The sequence below is a fragment of the Streptomyces sp. NPDC002793 genome (assembly GCF_040295485.1).
In the GTDB taxonomy this organism is placed as follows: Bacteria; Actinomycetota; Actinomycetes; order Streptomycetales; family Streptomycetaceae; genus Streptomyces.
Window position 1 is genome coordinate 161,199 of the sequence record NZ_JBEOVL010000012.1, and the last position, 17,028, is coordinate 178,226.

Sequence of the window (17,028 nt, forward strand, 5' to 3'; positions counted from 1 at the left end):
GATCCGATGTCTTGGAGGATCGGACGAGCCTTTCGCTGGCCGCAACCCATCGACGGGCTCGATCTCGACCAAGGGGAGATGGACCGTTGAAGCTTCTTCGTGTGGGTACGGCGGGTTCGGAGCGCCCCGCACTGCTGGACCGTAACGGGACCCTGCGTGACCTTTCGGGCCTCATCACCGACATCGACGGCGAGCTCCTCGCCGACGCCTCGGCGCTGACCCGGGTGAGGGAGGCGGCCCAGACGCCCGACGTCCTGCCCCCGCTCGACGCGGAGGGACTGCGGGTCGGGCCGCCCCTCGGACGCATCGGCAAGATCGTGTGCATCGGGCTGAACTACCACGACCACGCCGCCGAGACCGGGGCGGCGATCCCGGAGGAGCCGATCCTGTTCTTCAAGGCCCCCGACACCGTCGTGGGCCCCGAGGACACGGTGCTGGTGCCGCGCAGCAGCCGGAAGACCGACTGGGAGGTGGAGCTCGCCGTCGTCATCGGCCGCACCGCCCGCTACCTCGACTCCGCGGAGGAGGCACTGGGCCACGTCGCCGGGTACACGATCTCGCACGACGTCTCGGAGCGGGAGTTCCAGATCGAGCGCGGCGGCACCTGGGACAAGGGCAAGAACTGCGAGACCTTCAACCCGCTGGGCCCCTGGCTCGTCACCGCGGACGAGGTGCCCGACCCGCAGGCGCTGCCGCTGAAGCTGTGGGTCGACGGGGAGCTCAAGCAGGACGGCACGACGGCCGAGCAGATCTTCCCGGTCGGCGAGGTCGTGCGCTATCTCAGCCACTTCATGACGCTCTACCCGGGCGACATCATCAACACCGGCACCCCGGCGGGCGTCGCCATGGGCCGGCCCGAGCCGAAGCCCTACCTCCGCGCCGGACAGGTGGTCGAGCTGGAGATCGAGGGCCTGGGCCGCCAGCGCCAGGAGCTCAAGGACGCGTAGACGCGGGGCGGGGCGCGGCCGCCGGGATCCCGGCGGCCGCGCTCTGCGTCAGGCCCGGGGACGCGCCGTGAACTGCTCCAGCGCCTCCACCACCAGCGCGTGGTCCTCGGCCTGCGGCAGGCCCGAGACGGTGACCGAGCCGATCACGCCCGCACCCTCCACGGCGATCGGGAACGAGCCGCCGTGCGCGGCGTACGTGTCCAGGTCCAGCCGCGAGGACTCCTCGAACGTGGTGCCCTTCGCCCGGAACCGCGTACCGACCAGGTAGGAGCTCTCGCCGTACCGCTCCACCACCCTCCGCTTACGGTCGATCCAGGCGTCGTTGTCCGCGCTCGAACCCGGCAGCGCGGCGTGGAACAGCTGCTGGCCGCCCCGCCGGATGTCGATTGCGACGGGGGCGTGCCGCTCACGCGCCAGCGCGACCAGCAGGCCGCCCAGCGCGTACGCGTCGTCGTAGCCGAAACGCGGCAGCGTCAGACGCCGCTCCTGCGCGATCAGCTCGGAGATGGTCGGCGCACCGGTGCTCATGCGTGCTGCTCCTCGTCGTGGTGGGGAAGGAGGGTTACGGACACACCCTCGCGGGCCGAGCGCCGCGCCGCCTCCAGGACGTCCAGTGCGGCGGCGGCCTGCAGCGCCGTCACCGGGTTCTCGCCCGTGCCGCGCAGGGCGGAGGCGACGGCGGCGTAGTACGCGGGATAGTCGCCGGGAAGGGTGCGGACCGGGTCGCCGCCGCCGGTCTGCGGGGACTCGCCGGAACCGATCCGGCCCCACAGCGCCTCCGGCTCCTCGCCCCACGGCACACCGGCAGCCGGACGCGCGCCCTCGCGCAGCGCGGCCTCCTGCGGGTCCAGGCCGTACTTCACATAGCCCGCCTTCGAGCCGAGCACCCGGAGGCGCGGGCCGAGCTGGGCGGTCGTGGCGCTCACGTACAGGTGCGAGCGGACCCCGCCGGCGTGCGTGATCGCGATGAAGGTGTCGTCGTCGGCCGCCGCACCCGGGCGGCGTACGTCGGACTCCGCGTACACCTGCACCGCGGGGCCGAACAGGGTCAGCGCCTGGTCGACGACGTGGCTGCCCAGGTCGTACAGCAGGCCGCCGATCTCCTCCGGGTCACCCGACTCGCGCCAGCCGCCCTTCAGCTGCGGGCGCCACCGCTCGAAACGGGACTCGAAGCGCTGCACCTCACCGAGCTCGCCGTCCTCGATCAGACCGGCCAGCGTCAGGAAGTCGTTGTCCCAGCGGCGGTTCTGGAACACCGAGAGCAGCAGCCCCCGCTCCTCAGCCAGGGCCGCCAGCTCACGCGCCTCGGCGGCCGTGCCGGCGAGCGGCTTGTCCACGACCACCGGAAGCCCCGCCTCCAGGGCGGCCTTCGCGAGCGGGACGTGGGTCCTGTTGGGCGAGGCGATCACGATCAGGTCCAGCTCGCCCGCGCGCGGCCACAGCTCGTCGGACGAGGCGGCCGGACGCACGCCGGGGAACTCGGCGCGGGCCTGCGCCTGACGCTCCTCGTTCGACGTGACGACCGTGTCGAGGACGAGGCCCTCGGTCGCGGAGACCAGCGGGGCGTGGAAGACGGAACCCGCCAGGCCGTAGCCGACGAGCCCGACGCGGAGAGGAGCGTTGGCAGTCATGCGATCCACTTAAGCAACGGTGTTGCCAAAGTGCAAGCGATGGAGACAATGGTGGCGTGAACAGGAGCAACAGCAGGAGTGGCGGAGCGAATCTGCCGGCCCTGCGTCACCACAACGCGTCGCTCGTCCTCGATCTGCTGCGCGTCGCCGGTGAGCAGGGCATCAGCCGCCTGGAGCTCGCCGAGCGCACCGGACTCACCCCGCAGGCCGTCAGCAAGATCACCGTGAGGCTCCGCTCCGAGGGGCTCGCCGCCGAGGCCGGCCGGCTCGCCTCCACGGGCGGCAAACCCCGCACCGTGCTGCGGCTGGTCCCGGACGCCGGGTACGCCGTCGGGCTCCACCTGGACCGCGACGAGCTCACCGCCGTCCTGGCCGACCTCGCCGGCACCACGGTCGCGACCCGTGTCCTCCCGCTCGACCTCGGGGCCCCGGCCGCCGAGGTCCTCGCCCAGGCCGCCCGCGCGGTGCGGACCGTACTGGCGGACGCACCCCGGGCCCCCGGGACCGCGGCCCGCCGGGTCTTCGGCGTGGGCGCCGCCCTGCCGGGGCCGCTGGACCACCGGGGCGGGGTGCTGCACCGGGTCACCGGCTTCCCCCAGTGGGACGGCTACCCGCTGCGCGACGCCCTCGCCGCACACACCGGGCTGCCCGTCGTCGTCGACAAGGACACCAACGCCGCCGCCCTGGGTCTGGCGCTGCGCGAACCCGCCGAGGCCGACTTCGCCTACCTCCACCTGGGCACCGGCCTCGGCGCCGGGCTCGTCCTCGGCGGCGCCCTGCACCGCGGGGCCCGTACCGGGGCCGGGGAGTTCGGCCACCAGACCCTGCAACTGGACGGGCCCCCGTGCGGCTGCGGCGGGCGCGGCTGCGTCGAGGTGCTCTGCCTCACCGCCGCCGCCCGCGGTGACATCGCCGAGGCGGCCAGGGTCCTGGGGGCGGGCGCCGCCAACCTCGTCGGACTGCTCGACATCGACCGGGTCGTACTCGGCGGACGCGTCGTCGCCGCCCACGAGGACGCCTACGTGAGCGGGGTCCGCGCCGTCGTCGAGGAGCGTGCCCGGCGGGAGGGCGCCCCCACCGCCGTGCCCGTCACCGTGGCCGGTGGCGGCGACCGCCCCGTCGCCGAAGGCGCCGCCCAGCTCGTCCTCGCGCCGCTCTTCGGCCGGGCGGGCGAGGCCGGGGACCTGGGTGGGGCGGGGAAGCGGGCCGCGGCGGAGCGGGCCGAGCAGAGCTGATCGGGCGGATTCCGACGCCCGAACGGGCGGTCTTCACCGGCAGGCGGTGGCAGCCCCCGCGCACGCGTGGCAGCGTCGTCCGCGGCAGCCGGTGGCCCTCCGCGCCGGTCGTTCGCGAGCAGCGAAGGGTGTTCTCCGATGGGCCCCAAACCCCCCGCACGGCCGCGCGAGGGCCGTGTCTTCTCCACCCTCGGGACGTTCGGGCTGGCGGCCGGATTCGCGGTACCGGCCGTCCTCCTCGGCGGCACCCAGGCGGATTCCGCACCGGCGGCACCCACCGCCGTCGTCGCCGACGACCGGCAGGCCACCTGCGGTGATCCGGACGCCGAACACTTCCCGATCGAGACCCGGATCCACGGCGGCCCGGACACCTACGCCGCCGGTGGCGGCTACGGGACCTGGTACCTCGACCTCACCAACACCACCTCCGAGCGGTGCGTGGCCATCCACCCGGTGCTGGTGCTCACCGACGAGGGCCGCGCGCTCTCCCCCACCCGGATCCAGCTGGAGTTCTCCGAGGAGGCGGACCCGGACACGCGGCACCGGGTCTCCTGGGAGACCACGGAGCGGCACGAACAGATCGGCGTCTTCGGCGGCGGCGAGGACGACGACTTCCCCGGCTTCACCGTCCCGGCGGGGGACACCGTCACCGTCCAGGTCCGGATGGCCTTCACCTCGGACACCGAGCCCGGCCGGGTCACGGCCAACGCGGCCGTCGTGCAGCGGCTGGCGGCGGCGGAGGAGAAGAACGGCGACGGTGACTGGGTGGGGGAGTCGGAGGACTACACCTTCGACATCGTCGAGGGCGCCCTCGACGGCGGCACGGACCTGGAGGCCACCGGCCCCGGTGCGGACGCCGGCGAGGAGGGCGGCACGGAGGAGGATCCCGAACTGGCCCGCACCGGGCGGGCGGACCAGGCAGCAGCGGCCGGGATCGCGTCGGGCGTGCTGCTCGCCGGTGGGGTGGCCGCGCTGGCCGGGGCACGGAGGATCCGCCGCGTACGGGACTGATCCGGCCAGGGGCCCCGCGAGGCACTGCTGATCGGCACCCCGCCCGCACTGCCGATGCTGCTGATCCACAGGATCTCGCGGGACGCCGACGGGCTGCCGCTGGGAGCGGGTGCGGCAAGGAACCGCTCGACTTCATGCTCTCCGAACAGGCCCAGAAGGACGTCAGCGCGGTCGGCGGCGGGTCAGCGTCCGCAAGGACATCGAGGCCACCGACGCCAACGCCGTGGAGCTCGCCGGGCTGATGAAGGGCGTGGAGATCTTCGAGCCGGACCGGTCCACCATCAGCACCGGCCTCGACGAGTACGTCGAAGCCTGGAAATCGGCCACCGGCAGCTGACCGCAGGCGGCGCCCCTCGGTCTAAAATCAGGGCGTCGGCGCTGCACAACGCGGTGCCGCCGGCGTCCAGCACCTCGAGTGCACAGCGCGTACGGCAGGAGCCCGTCACATGGCAGAGCGCAAGCCGATCGAATCCTGGCTGACCGACATGGACGGTGTCCTCATCCACGAGGGCACGCCGATCCCCGGGGCCGACGCCTTCATCAAGCGGCTGCGGGAGTCCGGGTTGCCGTTCCTGGTCCTCACCAACAACTCCATCTACACGGCCCGGGACCTGCACGCGCGCCTCAAGCGCATGGGGCTGGACGTGCCCGTGGAGAACATCTGGACCTCCGCCCTGGCCACCGCCCAGTTCCTGGACGACCAGCGGCCGCGCGGTACGGCGTACGTCATCGGCGAGGCGGGGCTCACCACCGCACTGCACGACATCGGCTACGTCCTCACCGACCACGAGCCCGATTACGTCGTCCTGGGAGAGACCCGGAACTACAGCTTCGAAGCCCTGACCAAGGCGATCCGGCTGATCAACGGCGGCGCCCGCTTCATCTGCACCAACCCGGACGAGACCGGCCCGTCCGCCGAGGGCCCGCTGCCCGCGACCGGTTCGGTCGCCGCACTGATCACCAAGGCCACCGGGAAGGCGCCGTACTTCGCGGGCAAGCCCAACCCGCTGATGATGCGGACCGGACTCAACGCCATCGGCGCCCACTCCGAGACGTCCGCCATGATCGGCGACCGGATGGACACCGACGTGCTCGCCGGTCTGGAGGCGGGCATGCAGACCTTCCTCGTCCTCACCGGCCTGACCTCGGAGGCCGACATCGACCGGTACCCCTTCCGGCCCTCCACCGTCGTCGGCTCCATCGCCGACCTCGTCGACCTCGTGGACCTGCCCGTGCGGTGACCCGACCGGCCTACAGCGGATGCGGGACGCCGCCTCGCGCGTGAACCTTCCCTCAGGAGGTTTACGATGCGTTCACTGCACCTCACGTTCTGTGCCGCAGTCGCGGCCGGGGCGATATCCCTTCCCACATCCGCTGCACTGGCCGTCCCCGCCGTCCCCGCCGTCCCCGCCGCTCCCGTGAGCGACGACCGGACCGGAACGGTCTCGGTCAGCCCCTCCCGTGTCTCCCCCGGCGGGGAGGTGGAACTCAGGGTCGACGTCTGCGGCAAGGGGAAGTCGGCCCGCGGCAACTCCGAGGCGTTCGCTTCCGAAGCGCGCTTCGAACCGGCCGACGGCAAAGGCCTCGTCGCGCACGCCCGGATCCGCTCCGACGCCGCACCCGATGAGTACGAGGTCTGGGTGACCTGCAAGGACGGCCACGGCAAGGCCACCGGCACCGTCACCGTCGTCCACCACGGCCGCCCCTCGCCCGTCGCCCCCGTGCGGGCCGGCGGCGGAGGCACCGCGGTGCTCGCCGAGAAGGCCGCGGCCGATGAGGGCCCCGGCACCCGGCACGCGGTGATCGGCCTCGGACTGGGCGCCGTCGCGGCCGTCGCCGTCGCGTTCCGCAGCGCGCGACGCCGCCGCCCGGCGCAGCACTGACATGTCCGCCGCGGATCGTCCCGCCGGAAGCGGACGCCTGCTGACCGGTGTCGCCTGGGCCGTACTCCTGCTGGGTCTGTGGCTGTGGGGCCGCGCGGCCACCGCGGGCAACTCGGCCCCGACGACCGGTGACGTCGCGGCGGTCGGACGCCCCCTGGGCGCACCGCTGCCGCCGGCCCACGATCCGCTCGACGGCGCCGCGCCGCAGCGGGTCGAGATCCCCTCCCTCGACATCGAGGCCACCGTCGTACGGCGGGGCCTCGACGACGACGGCGCGATCGAGCCACCGCCGTTCGCGACCCCGGGCGCCGTCGGCTGGTACGCCGAGGGCACCGAGCCGGGCACGGAGGGTGCCGCGCTCTTCGTCGGCCACGTCGACACGGAGACGAAGCCCGCCGTGTTCTACGGACTGAGCGCCGCGAGGCCGGGCGAGAAGGTCCGGGTGAGCAGATCCGACGGGAAGGTCGCCGAATTCACCATCGACGACGTCCAGGTCGTCACCCGGGAACGCTTCGACGCGCAGAAGGCGTACGGGCCGCGCGAGGACGGCCGGGCCGAGCTCCGGCTGATCACCTGCGGCGGTACGTACGACCACGAGACCCGTGCCTACACGGCCAACGTCATCGTCTCCGCGTACCTGACGGCGGAGAAGGGTCCGGAGCGGAGTCACGTCTGAACCAGCCTGGCCCGGTCGGCGTCCGCTCCCCCTCGGAGCGCCGGCCGGGCCGGTCCTCCACCGCGCTGCCCGGACCGCGGGAGTGGCCCGGGCACGACGCGGGAGGTCGAGTCGTTCGTACCGGGACGACACTGTAGGCCGACGCGGCGCCTCACCCGGCGGGTTTTTGGCAAGATGTCCGGATCCGGGCGGGGGCGTCCGGGGCTCGGGTCGCTGTGCCAGGATGGATTCGACCGGGCAGTGCATCAGTACAAGGGGGAGCGGATGTACGGCAGTTACACCGGACGAATAGCGTGTGCGGTCGCCGGGGCGGCCGCGGTTTTGCTGCTGGCCGGGTGCTCCTCGTCCGGCGACGGCGCGTCCGAGGCCGGCTCGTCCGACGGCGGGGGGAAGGACGCACCGGCCGTCGTCGGCCAACAGCCCGAGGGCGACGACCCGTACTGGGTCAACCCCGACGGCAGCGCCGCGCGGCAGGTCGCCGCCTATGCGGGGGACGGCGACAAAGGGAACGCCGAGCTGATCCGGAAGATCGCGGAACAGCCCATGGGGGAGTGGCTCAGCCCGGACGATCCGCAGGGGGCCGCGAAGGGCTACACCGAGGCGGCCGAGCGGGCCGGCCGGGACGCACTGCTCGTCCTGTACAACATCCCGCACCGGGACTGCGGCCAGTTCTCCAAGGGAGGTGCCGCGGACGGCGACGCCTACCGGGCGTGGGTGGACGGTGTCGCCCAGGGCATCGGTGACCGCCGGGCCACGGTGATCCTGGAGCCGGACGCGCTGCTGCACCTGGTGGACGGGTGCACGCCGCAGGAGTTCCACGAGGAGCGGTACGCCCTGCTCAAGGGCGCGGTCGAGCGTCTGAAGCAGCAGCCCGGGACGACGGTGTACGTCGACGCGGGCAACGCGGGATGGCAGTCGCCCGACGCATTGTTCGAGCCTCTGCAACGGGCCGGTGTCGCGGCGGCTGACGGCTTCGCGGTGAACGTGTCCAACTTCCAGACCACGGCCGCCAGCACGGACTTCGGCAAGCGGCTGTCGGCGAAGGTCGGCGGCAAGCCGTTCGTGATCGACACCAGTCGTAACGGCAACGGCCCGTACGACGGGGGCGACCCCGCGGAGAACTGGTGCAACCCGCCGGGCCGCGCCCTCGGCGAGACCCCGACGACGGAGACGGGCGACGAGCTGGTGGACGCCTATCTGTGGATCAAGCGCCCGGGGGAGTCGGACGGCGACTGCAAGGGCGGCCCGAAGGCCGGGGACTGGTGGCCTGAATACGCGCTGGGGCTGGCCCGCGCCGCGAAGTAGGCGGGCCGGCCCCAGGGGTGGAGATCCCCGTCGGGCCCACGGTCTCCGGGACCAGGGCCCGGAGACCGAGGGCCCGGAGACCAGGGCCCCCGGAGGTCACGGGATCTCCACCCACATGCCCTCGGACGGTGTGCCGTCGGCGTTCGTGACGAAGAGCATGTACCAGCCGGACGGGACCAGGGCCCGGTTCTCCGGGACGGTCACGGTGATGCTGTCGGCGGACTTCTTCAGGTCCAGGGCGATCGACCGCTGGTCGGTGTCCGTGACGTGCGTGACCGCGCTGGGACGCATCAGCTTCGCCGAGGTGATCGACGAGGCGTGCCGGGTCGTGAACAGCCCCGTCCCGCCACGGGAGAGGCGCTCCGGCCCCGCCGTCAGCTCGGGACGGTCGTCGCGGTAGAGGTACGGCGGCGTGTAGATCTCGATGCGCTGCTCGAACGTGCCGGGCCGGGTGTTCGCGTCGTCGGAGTACAGCGAGTCGGAGCCGAAGATCATGACCCGGCCGTCGGGGAGGAGCACGGACCCCGAGTGGTAGTTGCGGCCCACCGCCGGGTCCGCGACCCGCTGGTAGGAGTCCGACTTCGCGTCGTACAGCCTGGCCTGCAGGATGTTCGAACCGCTGCGCCCCCGGTAGTCGCTGGAGCCGCCGGTGACCAGCAGTGAGTCGTCAGGGAGGAGCGAGGCGCTCGGGTAGCGGGTGCCTTCGGAGAGGGCGGCGCCGTCCTCGAAGCGCGGGTCGTCCTCCGTCAGGTCGACCAGTCGGGACCTCTCGCTGGACCTCTCGGACTCACCGACCCCGCCCCCGCCGATCACCAGGTACTTCTCGTCCTGCGCGGGAGGCAGCCGTACGGTCGCCGAGGTCTCCATCAGGTCCGGGTCGCTGAGCCCGGGGACCTTCTCGAAGGTGTTGGAGTCCAGGTCCCAGATTCCGGGGTCGCGGCCCACGTCGGCGGGCCCGTAGCCGGAGTTGGAGCCGGAGTAGAAGAGCTTGCCGTTGTTCATGAGGAAGACGGCGGGATAGGTGGGGAATCTCCGTTCGAAGCCGGTGTACTCCCAGGTCTTCGTCTCCGGGTCGTAGATCTCGTCCTTGCCCGGCACGATCTGCCCGATCTCGTCCAGCCCGGACAGGGAGAGGACCCTGCCGTCCTCCAGGGTGGTGAGCGTCGGGTACCAGCGGGCCTCGTTCATCGGGTCGACGCTGATGTACTTCTCGGCCACCGGGTCGAATTCGTAGGCTTCCTTGATGCCCTGGAAGTCCTTCTTGTCGAGGGCCAGCTTCTGTGCGATCCCGTAGGTGTTGCGGCTGTCGGCGCCGGTGAGCCCGGAGACGCGGTAGTTGTCCTCGGTGCCCGTCTCGTACTTCGCGCCGGACTTCTGCGCCTCGACGTAGATCCGGCCGAGCCCCGGTTCGTTGCGCAGGAACTTCCCGGTCGCCTTGTCGAAGACCTTGGTGGCCTTCTCCACCAGCACGGGGTCCTTGGAGCTGTACGTCTTGCCGTTGTCCCGGCCGGTGAAGCTGGTGCCCGCGGGCAGGGTGATGGGCTTGTCGGGGTTCTCGTTGTGCACGATCATCAGGCCGCCGGCCTTGGTGACGTCGCCTTCGAGCTTCTCGTACCGCTTCGTGCCGCCGGCTATGAGGAGCTTGCCGTCCGGGAGCTGGGTGTGCCCGGCGCAGAACATGTCCTTCGGCGTGGCGATGTTCCTGTAGGTGTTCTCCTCCGGGTCCCACAGCACCGACCGGAAGCTCTTCGCGTCGAAGTTCTTCTGGTCGTTGCCGGATCCCGCGACGAGGAGCACCTTGCCGGTGTGCAGCAGCGCGGCGTGGATCGTGTTGATCCGGAACTCGGCCGGGACGTCGAGGAAGTCCCAGTGGCCGTTCTCCGCCTTGTATTCCGGCTGGTCGATGGCGTACTCGTGGTACCGCTCGGTGCCGAAGCGGTACAGCCAGGGCCCGTTCGCCCCCGCGAGCGCCAGGACCACCGCCGTACCGATCGCCAGGCGGCGGGTACGGCGGCTCGGACGGTACTTCATCGGTTACGTCCCCCAAGGGCGATCTGCACGGTGTCTTCATTGCCCGCCCACGAGGGTTCGGGCTGCGGCACGGGCCCGGGGGCCGGCGCGGTCGCGGGCGGCCCGCCCCGGCGCTTCTTCCGCTCGGCGCGGACCGTGTACCGCCAGCCGACGACGGGCGCGGCGGTGATCAGCAGCGCCAGGCAGGCCCAGGTGAGCATCGCCGGATGGCTGTGCCCGAGGACGAACGACGCGGCGATCGATCCGCCGAAGACCAGGATGAAGAAGAGGTGGATGCGGAAGGTGCCGAAGAGGGTGTCCGGGCTGGACGAGTCCCCCTTGGGCGTCACCACGAACGAGCTCTTGCGGCGCAGCACCGCGTCCATCAGGGAGCGGGCGTAGATCGGCGCGGAGAGCGCGGACATCGCCATGCCGGCGAGGCCGCCGGAGCCCTCGGGTTCGTGCGGCGAGACGTTGTGGCGGCGGTTCCAGACGTAGAGGCCGATCTGGAGCGCCGAGGCGTTGCCGTAGAGCATCATCCAGATCACCGGGTCGATCTGGACACCGGAGGCTCCCATGCCGAGGAACAGGGCGCAGCTCAGGGCGGCGAGGATCCAGTTCATGGCCGACATCGGATAGAAGATGATCATCATCGTGTAGTTGAAGAGCTTGCCCGCCGGCAGCGAGAACCAGCCCTTCCAGTACTGCTTGAGGATCGTCTCGTACGTACCCCGGGACCAGCGCAGCTGCTGGGTGAAGAAGTCGGTCCACGCCGTCGGACCCTCGCCCACGGCCAGGACGTCGGGGGTGTAGACCGAGCGCCACTTCCTGCCGGTGAGCGGGTTGCGGTGGCGGTGGATCTCGAAGCCGGTGGCCATGTCCTCGGTGATCGAGTCGTAGAGGCCGCCGATCTGCTTGAGGGTCGAGATGCGCACGGCGTTGCTCGTGCCGACGAACATCGGGGAGCCGTAGCGGTTGCCGGCGCGCTGGATCAGAGCGTGGAAGAGGAACTGCTGGGACTCGGCGGCCTTGGTGACGAAGGTGTCGTAGTTGCCGTACACCTGCGGGCCGATGACGAAACCGATGTCCGGGTCGCGGAAGTAACCGAGCATCCGCTCCAGGTAGTTGGGCAGCGGGATGTGGTCGGTGTCGACCGATGCGAAGAAGTCGTACGCGTCGCCGTGCGCGTCGAGCCAGGCGTTGTAGTTGCCGTGCTTGGTCTTCGCCCGGTGCGGGCCCTTGGCCTGGTTCCAGTGGGCGACCCCCTTGCGGGAGAAGTGCTGCACGCCGAGCCGGGCGCAGACCTCCTTCACGGCGGGGTCGTCGCCCTCGTCGAGGAGCCAGACGTGCATCGGTCCGCGGTGCCGGATCCGCACGGCGGCCTCCAGCGTCTTCGTCACCATCTCCAGGGGCTCCTTGCCCGGGACGAAGGAGGTGAGGAAGGCGACCTTCGTGCCGCTCTCCGGTATGACGGGCACCGGGTCACGGGCCACCAGTGTGGCGTGCGCGTTCGACAGGACGTTCAGGGTGCGGAAGAGCTCGATGAGGCCGATCGACACCAGCATGACGATGTCGAGGACGAGCAGGGTGTCGTTCCGGAGGTTCGGGTCGCGTTCCGTCCAGTGCTCGGGCTGCATGAGCCACGCGAAGAGGCCCAGCGAGACGAGTGGCGCGGCGCCCAGCAGCAGGGCCGCGCGTATGCGGTGGGTCTCCTGCGAGAGGAGTGAGCGGTAGCGCACCGTGTAGGGCCGGCCGGGGTCGGGCTGGGTCAGCGGCCCGGCGAGCCGGCTGTAGTGCTCGTAGTCGTAGCGCGGCAGTGTCTGCTCGGGCTGTCGGCGCTGCCTTCCGGTGCGTGGCTGCGGAGGCAACCGCAGCTGGACCGTCCGGGCAGGGTCGTTGTGCTGCCGGTCGCCTGACGGCGTCGACGTCATGGTCATCCCCCCGCACACAGGATCGCCCTGCGTGATGTTCTGCCTGTGCGTATGACGGTGGAGTCCCCACTCCGCCGAAAAGTTGATCTGTGCTCCCCCGGGCCGGGAGATCCGTGGATCCACCGGCCGACACCTGGTCAGGTTGTCCGATACGCGGCGTAAACGCAAGGGTGAAACGGGCTGTTTACCAGCCATACGTGCGATTTGAGGGAATACCGTGAAGGAGGCGCACAGGGGTGACGGAAGGCGCCCCCGGGGGTCATCCCGCGCCGGGGCGGACATGAGCGAAGCCCCTTCACGCTGGGTGAAGGGGCTTCGCTGTTGCGTGCGCCGTCAGGGACTCGAACCCCGGACCCGCTGATTAAGAGTCAGCTGCTCTAACCAACTGAGCTAACGGCGCCTGCTGACCTGGACAACTTTACCCGATGTGCGGCAGTGCTCCCGACCAGTTCTCTCCGGCGGCCTGTCGTATGGTCGTTTTTTCCCTTTAGTCCGCCACCATGAGATATGCCCGGAAAGTTGGGGACGCTGAGTCACGGACGACCTGGACGACCTGGATGACTGCCGAGGGGAAGAGGAGCCGCATGACTGTGCCGGTCTTCGAGGAGTACGAACCCGCCGCCGACTGCGGCTGCCCGGGCTGCGCCCGACGCCGCCGCACGGCGGCCGCGCTGCCCGTACGCCACGGCGGGCACCCGGCGGCGCACGGTGCGAGGCGGGCGCTCGTGCTGGTCACCGCCGCTGGGGTGGTCCTGTCCTGCGGGGCCGGCCAGGCCGCGGCCACCGCCGCCGGGCGCGACGGGCGCACCGGCACGACGGCCGACCCCCAGCCGGGCACCCCGCAAGGCCCGGTGGGCCCCCTGAACAGCGACGGGGGCTCGGAAGCACCCGCCCCCACGGACACGGTGCAGCGCACGACGACCCGGGCCGACATCATCGCCCGCGCCCAGAAATGGGTGACGGCGAAGGTCCCGTACGACATGGGGGCGTACTGGTCGGACGGCTACCGGCAGGACTGCTCCGGCTTCGTGTCGATGGCCTGGGACCTCGGCACCAACGAGTGGACCGGCAGTCTCGCCGCCTTCGGGACGAAGATCGCCCGGGCCGACCTGCGACCGGGCGACATCCTCCTCTTCCACAACCTGGCCGACCCCTCCGTGGGGTCGCACGTGACGGTCTTCGGCGGCTGGGCCGACGACACGCACAGTCACTACCTCGCGTACGAGCAGGCCCGCCCGAACACGCGCAAGGCGAAGACGCCGATGGCGTACTGGAGCAACTCCTCGAAGTACGTGGCCTACCGCTACAAGGGCGTCGTCAGCGGCGCCGGTGACAGCGGCACGGCCACCGGGTTCCCCGGGGCCGGGTCGTTCGGTCCCGGTGCGGACAACGTGTACGTCGCCCGGCTCGGGCAGCTGCTCATCGCCCGGGGCGGCGAGCGCTTCTACCGGCAGGGAGCGGGGCCGCGCTGGAGCGACGCGGACGAGCGGGCGACGCGGGCGTTCCAGCTGGCGCAGGGGTGGAAGGGCGAGCACGCGGACGGCATCCCCGGCCCGGCCACCTGGGGCCTCCTGGTCAACGGCACGGGGAACAGGATCCCCGCCGTGGAGCCGGGCGGCGGCGCGGCGTTCCCCGGGGCGAGCTTCTTCCGGCCCGGACAGTCCGGCGCCCATGTCCAGCGGCTCGGCGAGCAGCTGGTGAAGAAGGGGTACGGCGCGCACTACGTGACGGGCCCCGGCCCGCGCTGGACGGAGGTGGACCGCCGCAACGTCGAGGCGTTCCAGCGCGCCCAGGGCTGGAGCGGCCGCGCGGCCGACGGATATCCGGGGCCGGAGACCTGGCGACGGCTCTTCGCGTGACGGCTGAAGTGACGGAACGGACATGACGGAGGCGGAAATGCGATCCACGGAGAATGTACGGGGCGAGTGGGACGAGCTGGGCGAGCGGGACACCCGCGTGCTCCTGCCCGGGCCCGGGGCCCGGGACCTGGCGGACCTGGCTCCGCCGGTGGCGGAGCCGGAACGGGAGACGGAGCCGGCGGGGACCGCGGCAGAGGTGTCCGCGGTGGAGGTGTCCATGGTCGAGGTGTCCGCCGTGGTGGTGGACGACGACGTTCCGGTGGATCTGGGGCCTGCCCTCGACGCGGTGGCCGGGGTGGGCAGGCCCGCCCCGGCGGACGGCTGGGACCCGGCGGGCCTGGACCTGACGCCGGACCCGGACCCGGAGCCGGACCCGGAGCCGGACCCGGACCCGGAGGGGAGGCGGGAGGCGGAGCCGGTGAGCCTGGTCCGTGCCCCGGGCCCGGTGCCCGCTCCGGCAGCGCCGGATCCGGGCGCGGAGCAGGCCCAGGTCCCGGAGCCGCTGGAGCCGGCCCCGGTGGACGCCCCGCCGCCCGTTCCGGAGGTGGAGCCCGTCCCGGCGGGCCGGGGGAGCGGGCCGGAGGGCGGCCCGCCCGACCTCCGGGAGCCCGCGCCCGTCGAGGCCGCCGACCCGGTCGCCTGGTGGGGCGCCGGCCGGAGGCAGCCCGTCATCACCGCCGAGACCACGGCGCCCATCCCCGTACACCTGCTCTTCCGCGACGACGGCCGGACCGACCGCGAGGACATCGGCGACGGCCGCGACCGCAAGCCGTCCGGCGCCGGTACTGTGCGGCGTCCCGCCGACCGCCGGCCGCCCCTGCCGCGCTCCCCCCGGGCGCAGGGGCCCACCCGGCCCGCACCCCTCGCCGACCCCCGGCTCGCCGAGCGGCCGGGCCCCGCGCTGCCCGGCTGGTCCGCGCTGCTCACCGCGGTGACCGGGTCGGCCGCCGCGCTCGCCGTCCTGGCGTGGCACGGAGTGCTGCCCGCCGCGGTGACCGGCCGCCTCGGACTCGGTGCCCGTCCGTACGACGGCATCGGCACCGGGGCCTGGGCGCTGCTCGCGCTGCTGGTGGCCGTGGTGGTGTTCGCGCTCTGCGGCCTCGGGCGTGGCCGGGCCGGACACGCGTCGGTGCTGACGCTCTTCGGTGACTACCGGGGCAGCGTCCGGCGCACCGGACTCCTGTGGGTCTCGCCGCTCCTGCGGCGCCGCCGGATCGACGTACGCCTGCGGCACTGGCGCAGTGAGCCGCTGCCCGCCGTGGACGCGAGCGGTACCGCTCTGCGGGCCGTGGTCCTGGTCGTCTGGCAGGTGAAGGACACCGCACGGGCCGTGTTCGGCGTCGCGGACCACGAGCGGTATCTGAGCGACCAGGTGGAGGCGGCGCTGGCCCGGGTGCTCTCGCAGTTGCCCGCCGACGCGTTCCACGAGGACAGCCGCACCCTGCGCGACGCGGAGGCCGTCGGCGACGCGCTGACCCGGATGGTGCGGGCGGACTGCGCGCCCGTGGGCATCGAGGTGTACTCCGCGCAGCCGACCGGGATCGAGTACGCCCCCGAGGTCGCGGCGGCGATGCAGCGCTGCCGGGTGGCCGCCATCGACGCGAAGCACCGCGACGGTGTGCTGACGGCCGTGGTCGACGCGGTGGACGACACGGTCGGCCGGCTGACCGCGCGCGGCATCGTCGAGCTGGACGCCTACGAACACAAGGCCCTGGTCAGGGATTTGACCGTGGCCTTCTACACCGGCCGGAGCCTTGGGTAAGGGGTCCGGTCGCTTCCGGTTGCACGGAAGTACGCGCTGAAACCGGACCCACATTGGTCTGGACATGTTCATGTCGCGTCAATAATCTGGACTTGGTCTAGACCGCACAGATGCGCGCAGCACGGCTCAGAACATCCCCAGAACACCCCCCACGTTCTTGAGGAGCGATTCAGCATGCGGAAAAGGGCAAGCGCGGCAGTCATCGGCCTGGCGATAGCGGGCGTCTCCATGTTCGCGACCGGCAGCGCCAGCAGCCACGGCTACACGGACTCACCCATCAGCCGGCAGAAGCTCTGCGCCAACGGCACCGTCACCGGCTGTGGCAACATCCAGTGGGAACCCCAGAGCGTCGAGGGCCCCAAGGGCTTCCCGGCGGCAGGGCCGGCGGACGGCAAGATCTGCGCGGGCGGGAACGGTACCTTCGCCCAGCTCGACGACCCGCGCGGCGGTAACTGGCCCGCCACCAAGGTCACCGCGGGGCAGGGCTACAGCTTCCGCTGGCAGTTCACCGCCCGGCACTCCACGAGCGACTTCCGCTACTACATCACCAAGAACGGCTGGGACTCCACCAAGCCGCTCACCAGGGCCGCCCTGGAGTCGCAGCCCTTCATGACGGTCCCGTACGGGAACCAGCAGCCGCCGGCGACGCTGACCCACCAGGGGTCGATGCCCACCCAGAAGACCGGGAAGCACATCGTCCTCGCGGTCTGGAACGTCGCCGACACGAGCAACGCGTTCTACGCGTGCTCCGACGTGCAGTTCTGACCGGGTAGGACAG

Annotated in this window: 14 protein-coding genes, 1 tRNA gene and 2 pseudogenes; 12 read left to right on the forward strand and 5 right to left on the reverse strand. The window is 71.9% G+C overall.

The genetic code is table 11. The features are described from left to right. The first annotated feature begins 86 nt into the window (after positions 1-86). Positions 87-947 carry a fumarylacetoacetate hydrolase family protein gene (locus tag ABT001_RS14630; RefSeq protein WP_351276654.1) on the forward strand — a complete coding sequence of 287 codons (861 nt, stop codon included), beginning with the start codon at positions 87-89 and terminating at the stop codon, positions 945-947. Positions 948-995: 48 nt separating this feature from the next. Here the strand turns inward: ABT001_RS14630 and ABT001_RS14635 are convergent, their stop codons facing one another. Next, entirely contained in the window at positions 996-1,475 is a 480-nt protein-coding gene (locus tag ABT001_RS14635; RefSeq protein ID WP_351276656.1) for a heme-degrading domain-containing protein, read from the reverse strand. Further along, positions 1,472-2,578: a Gfo/Idh/MocA family oxidoreductase gene (locus ABT001_RS14640; RefSeq protein WP_351276658.1), complete on the reverse strand. Its 1,107-nt coding sequence runs from the start codon at positions 2,576-2,578 to the stop codon at positions 1,472-1,474. Before ABT001_RS14640 ends, ABT001_RS14635 begins: the two co-directional genes overlap by 4 nt. Before the next feature lie 56 nt (positions 2,579-2,634). Here ABT001_RS14640 and ABT001_RS14645 point away from each other — a divergent pair, with 56 nt between their 5' ends. From ABT001_RS14645 to ABT001_RS14680, 8 genes and pseudogenes are all read left to right on the forward strand, one after another. After that, on the forward strand, positions 2,635-3,813 hold the full coding sequence (locus ABT001_RS14645) for an ROK family transcriptional regulator (RefSeq protein ID WP_351276660.1): 1,179 nt from the start codon (positions 2,635-2,637) through the stop codon (positions 3,811-3,813). Positions 3,814-3,951: 138 nt separating this feature from the next. Then, positions 3,952-4,824 carry a hypothetical protein gene (locus ABT001_RS14650; RefSeq protein ID WP_351276662.1) on the forward strand — a complete coding sequence of 291 codons (873 nt, stop codon included), beginning with the start codon at positions 3,952-3,954 and terminating at the stop codon, positions 4,822-4,824. A 12-nt stretch (positions 4,825-4,836) separates the two neighbouring features. Continuing rightward, positions 4,837-4,926, forward strand: a pseudogene (locus ABT001_RS14655) (GntR family transcriptional regulator); the annotation flags it as partial. Positions 4,927-4,937: 11 nt separating this feature from the next. Then, positions 4,938-5,161, forward strand: a pseudogene (locus ABT001_RS14660) (2-aminoethylphosphonate ABC transporter substrate-binding protein); the annotation flags it as partial. Positions 5,162-5,270: 109 nt separating this feature from the next. Continuing rightward, entirely contained in the window at positions 5,271-6,065 is a 795-nt protein-coding gene (locus tag ABT001_RS14665) for an HAD-IIA family hydrolase (protein ID WP_351276664.1), read from the forward strand. Between the two features lie 66 nt (positions 6,066-6,131). Then, positions 6,132-6,707, forward strand: coding sequence for a hypothetical protein (locus ABT001_RS14670; protein WP_351276666.1), 576 nt, complete (start codon positions 6,132-6,134; stop codon positions 6,705-6,707). A 1-nt stretch (position 6,708) separates the two neighbouring features. Then, entirely contained in the window at positions 6,709-7,383 is a 675-nt protein-coding gene (locus ABT001_RS14675; protein WP_351276668.1) for a class F sortase, read from the forward strand. A 264-nt stretch (positions 7,384-7,647) separates the two neighbouring features. Further along, positions 7,648-8,688 (forward strand): glycoside hydrolase family 6 protein, encoded by a 1,041-nt coding sequence (locus ABT001_RS14680; protein ID WP_351276795.1) that lies wholly within the window; start codon positions 7,648-7,650, stop codon positions 8,686-8,688. Positions 8,689-8,784: 96 nt separating this feature from the next. Here the strand turns inward: ABT001_RS14680 and glxA are convergent, their stop codons facing one another. From glxA to ABT001_RS14695, 3 genes are all read right to left on the reverse strand, one after another. After that, complete coding sequence (gene glxA / locus ABT001_RS14685; RefSeq protein WP_351276670.1) at positions 8,785-10,719, reverse strand: radical copper oxidase GlxA; 1,935 nt, start codon at positions 10,717-10,719, stop codon at positions 8,785-8,787. Further along, positions 10,716-12,629: a glycosyltransferase family 2 protein gene (locus tag ABT001_RS14690; RefSeq protein WP_351276672.1), complete on the reverse strand. Its 1,914-nt coding sequence runs from the start codon at positions 12,627-12,629 to the stop codon at positions 10,716-10,718. The genes glxA and ABT001_RS14690 overlap by 4 nt, the downstream gene beginning before the upstream one ends. A gap of 326 nt (positions 12,630-12,955) precedes the next feature. Further along, positions 12,956-13,029: transfer RNA gene (locus ABT001_RS14695), tRNA-Lys, on the reverse strand. A 184-nt stretch (positions 13,030-13,213) separates the two neighbouring features. On the opposite strand from ABT001_RS14695, the gene ABT001_RS14700 reads away from it, so the two are divergent. The 3 genes from ABT001_RS14700 (at position 13,214) to ABT001_RS14710 (ending at position 17,015) form a co-directional block, all read left to right on the forward strand. Further along, the gene (locus ABT001_RS14700) at positions 13,214-14,488 is read left to right on the forward strand and encodes a peptidoglycan-binding protein (RefSeq protein ID WP_351276673.1); all 1,275 of its coding nucleotides are present in this window, start codon (positions 13,214-13,216) and stop codon (positions 14,486-14,488) included. 37 nt (positions 14,489-14,525) lie between these two features. Beyond that, entirely contained in the window at positions 14,526-16,250 is a 1,725-nt protein-coding gene (locus ABT001_RS14705; protein ID WP_351276675.1) for an SPFH domain-containing protein, read from the forward strand. A gap of 174 nt (positions 16,251-16,424) precedes the next feature. Next, positions 16,425-17,015, forward strand: a complete 591-nt coding sequence (locus ABT001_RS14710) for a lytic polysaccharide monooxygenase auxiliary activity family 9 protein (protein ID WP_351276677.1) — start codon at positions 16,425-16,427, stop codon at positions 17,013-17,015. The last annotated feature ends 13 nt before the right edge of the window (positions 17,016-17,028 follow it).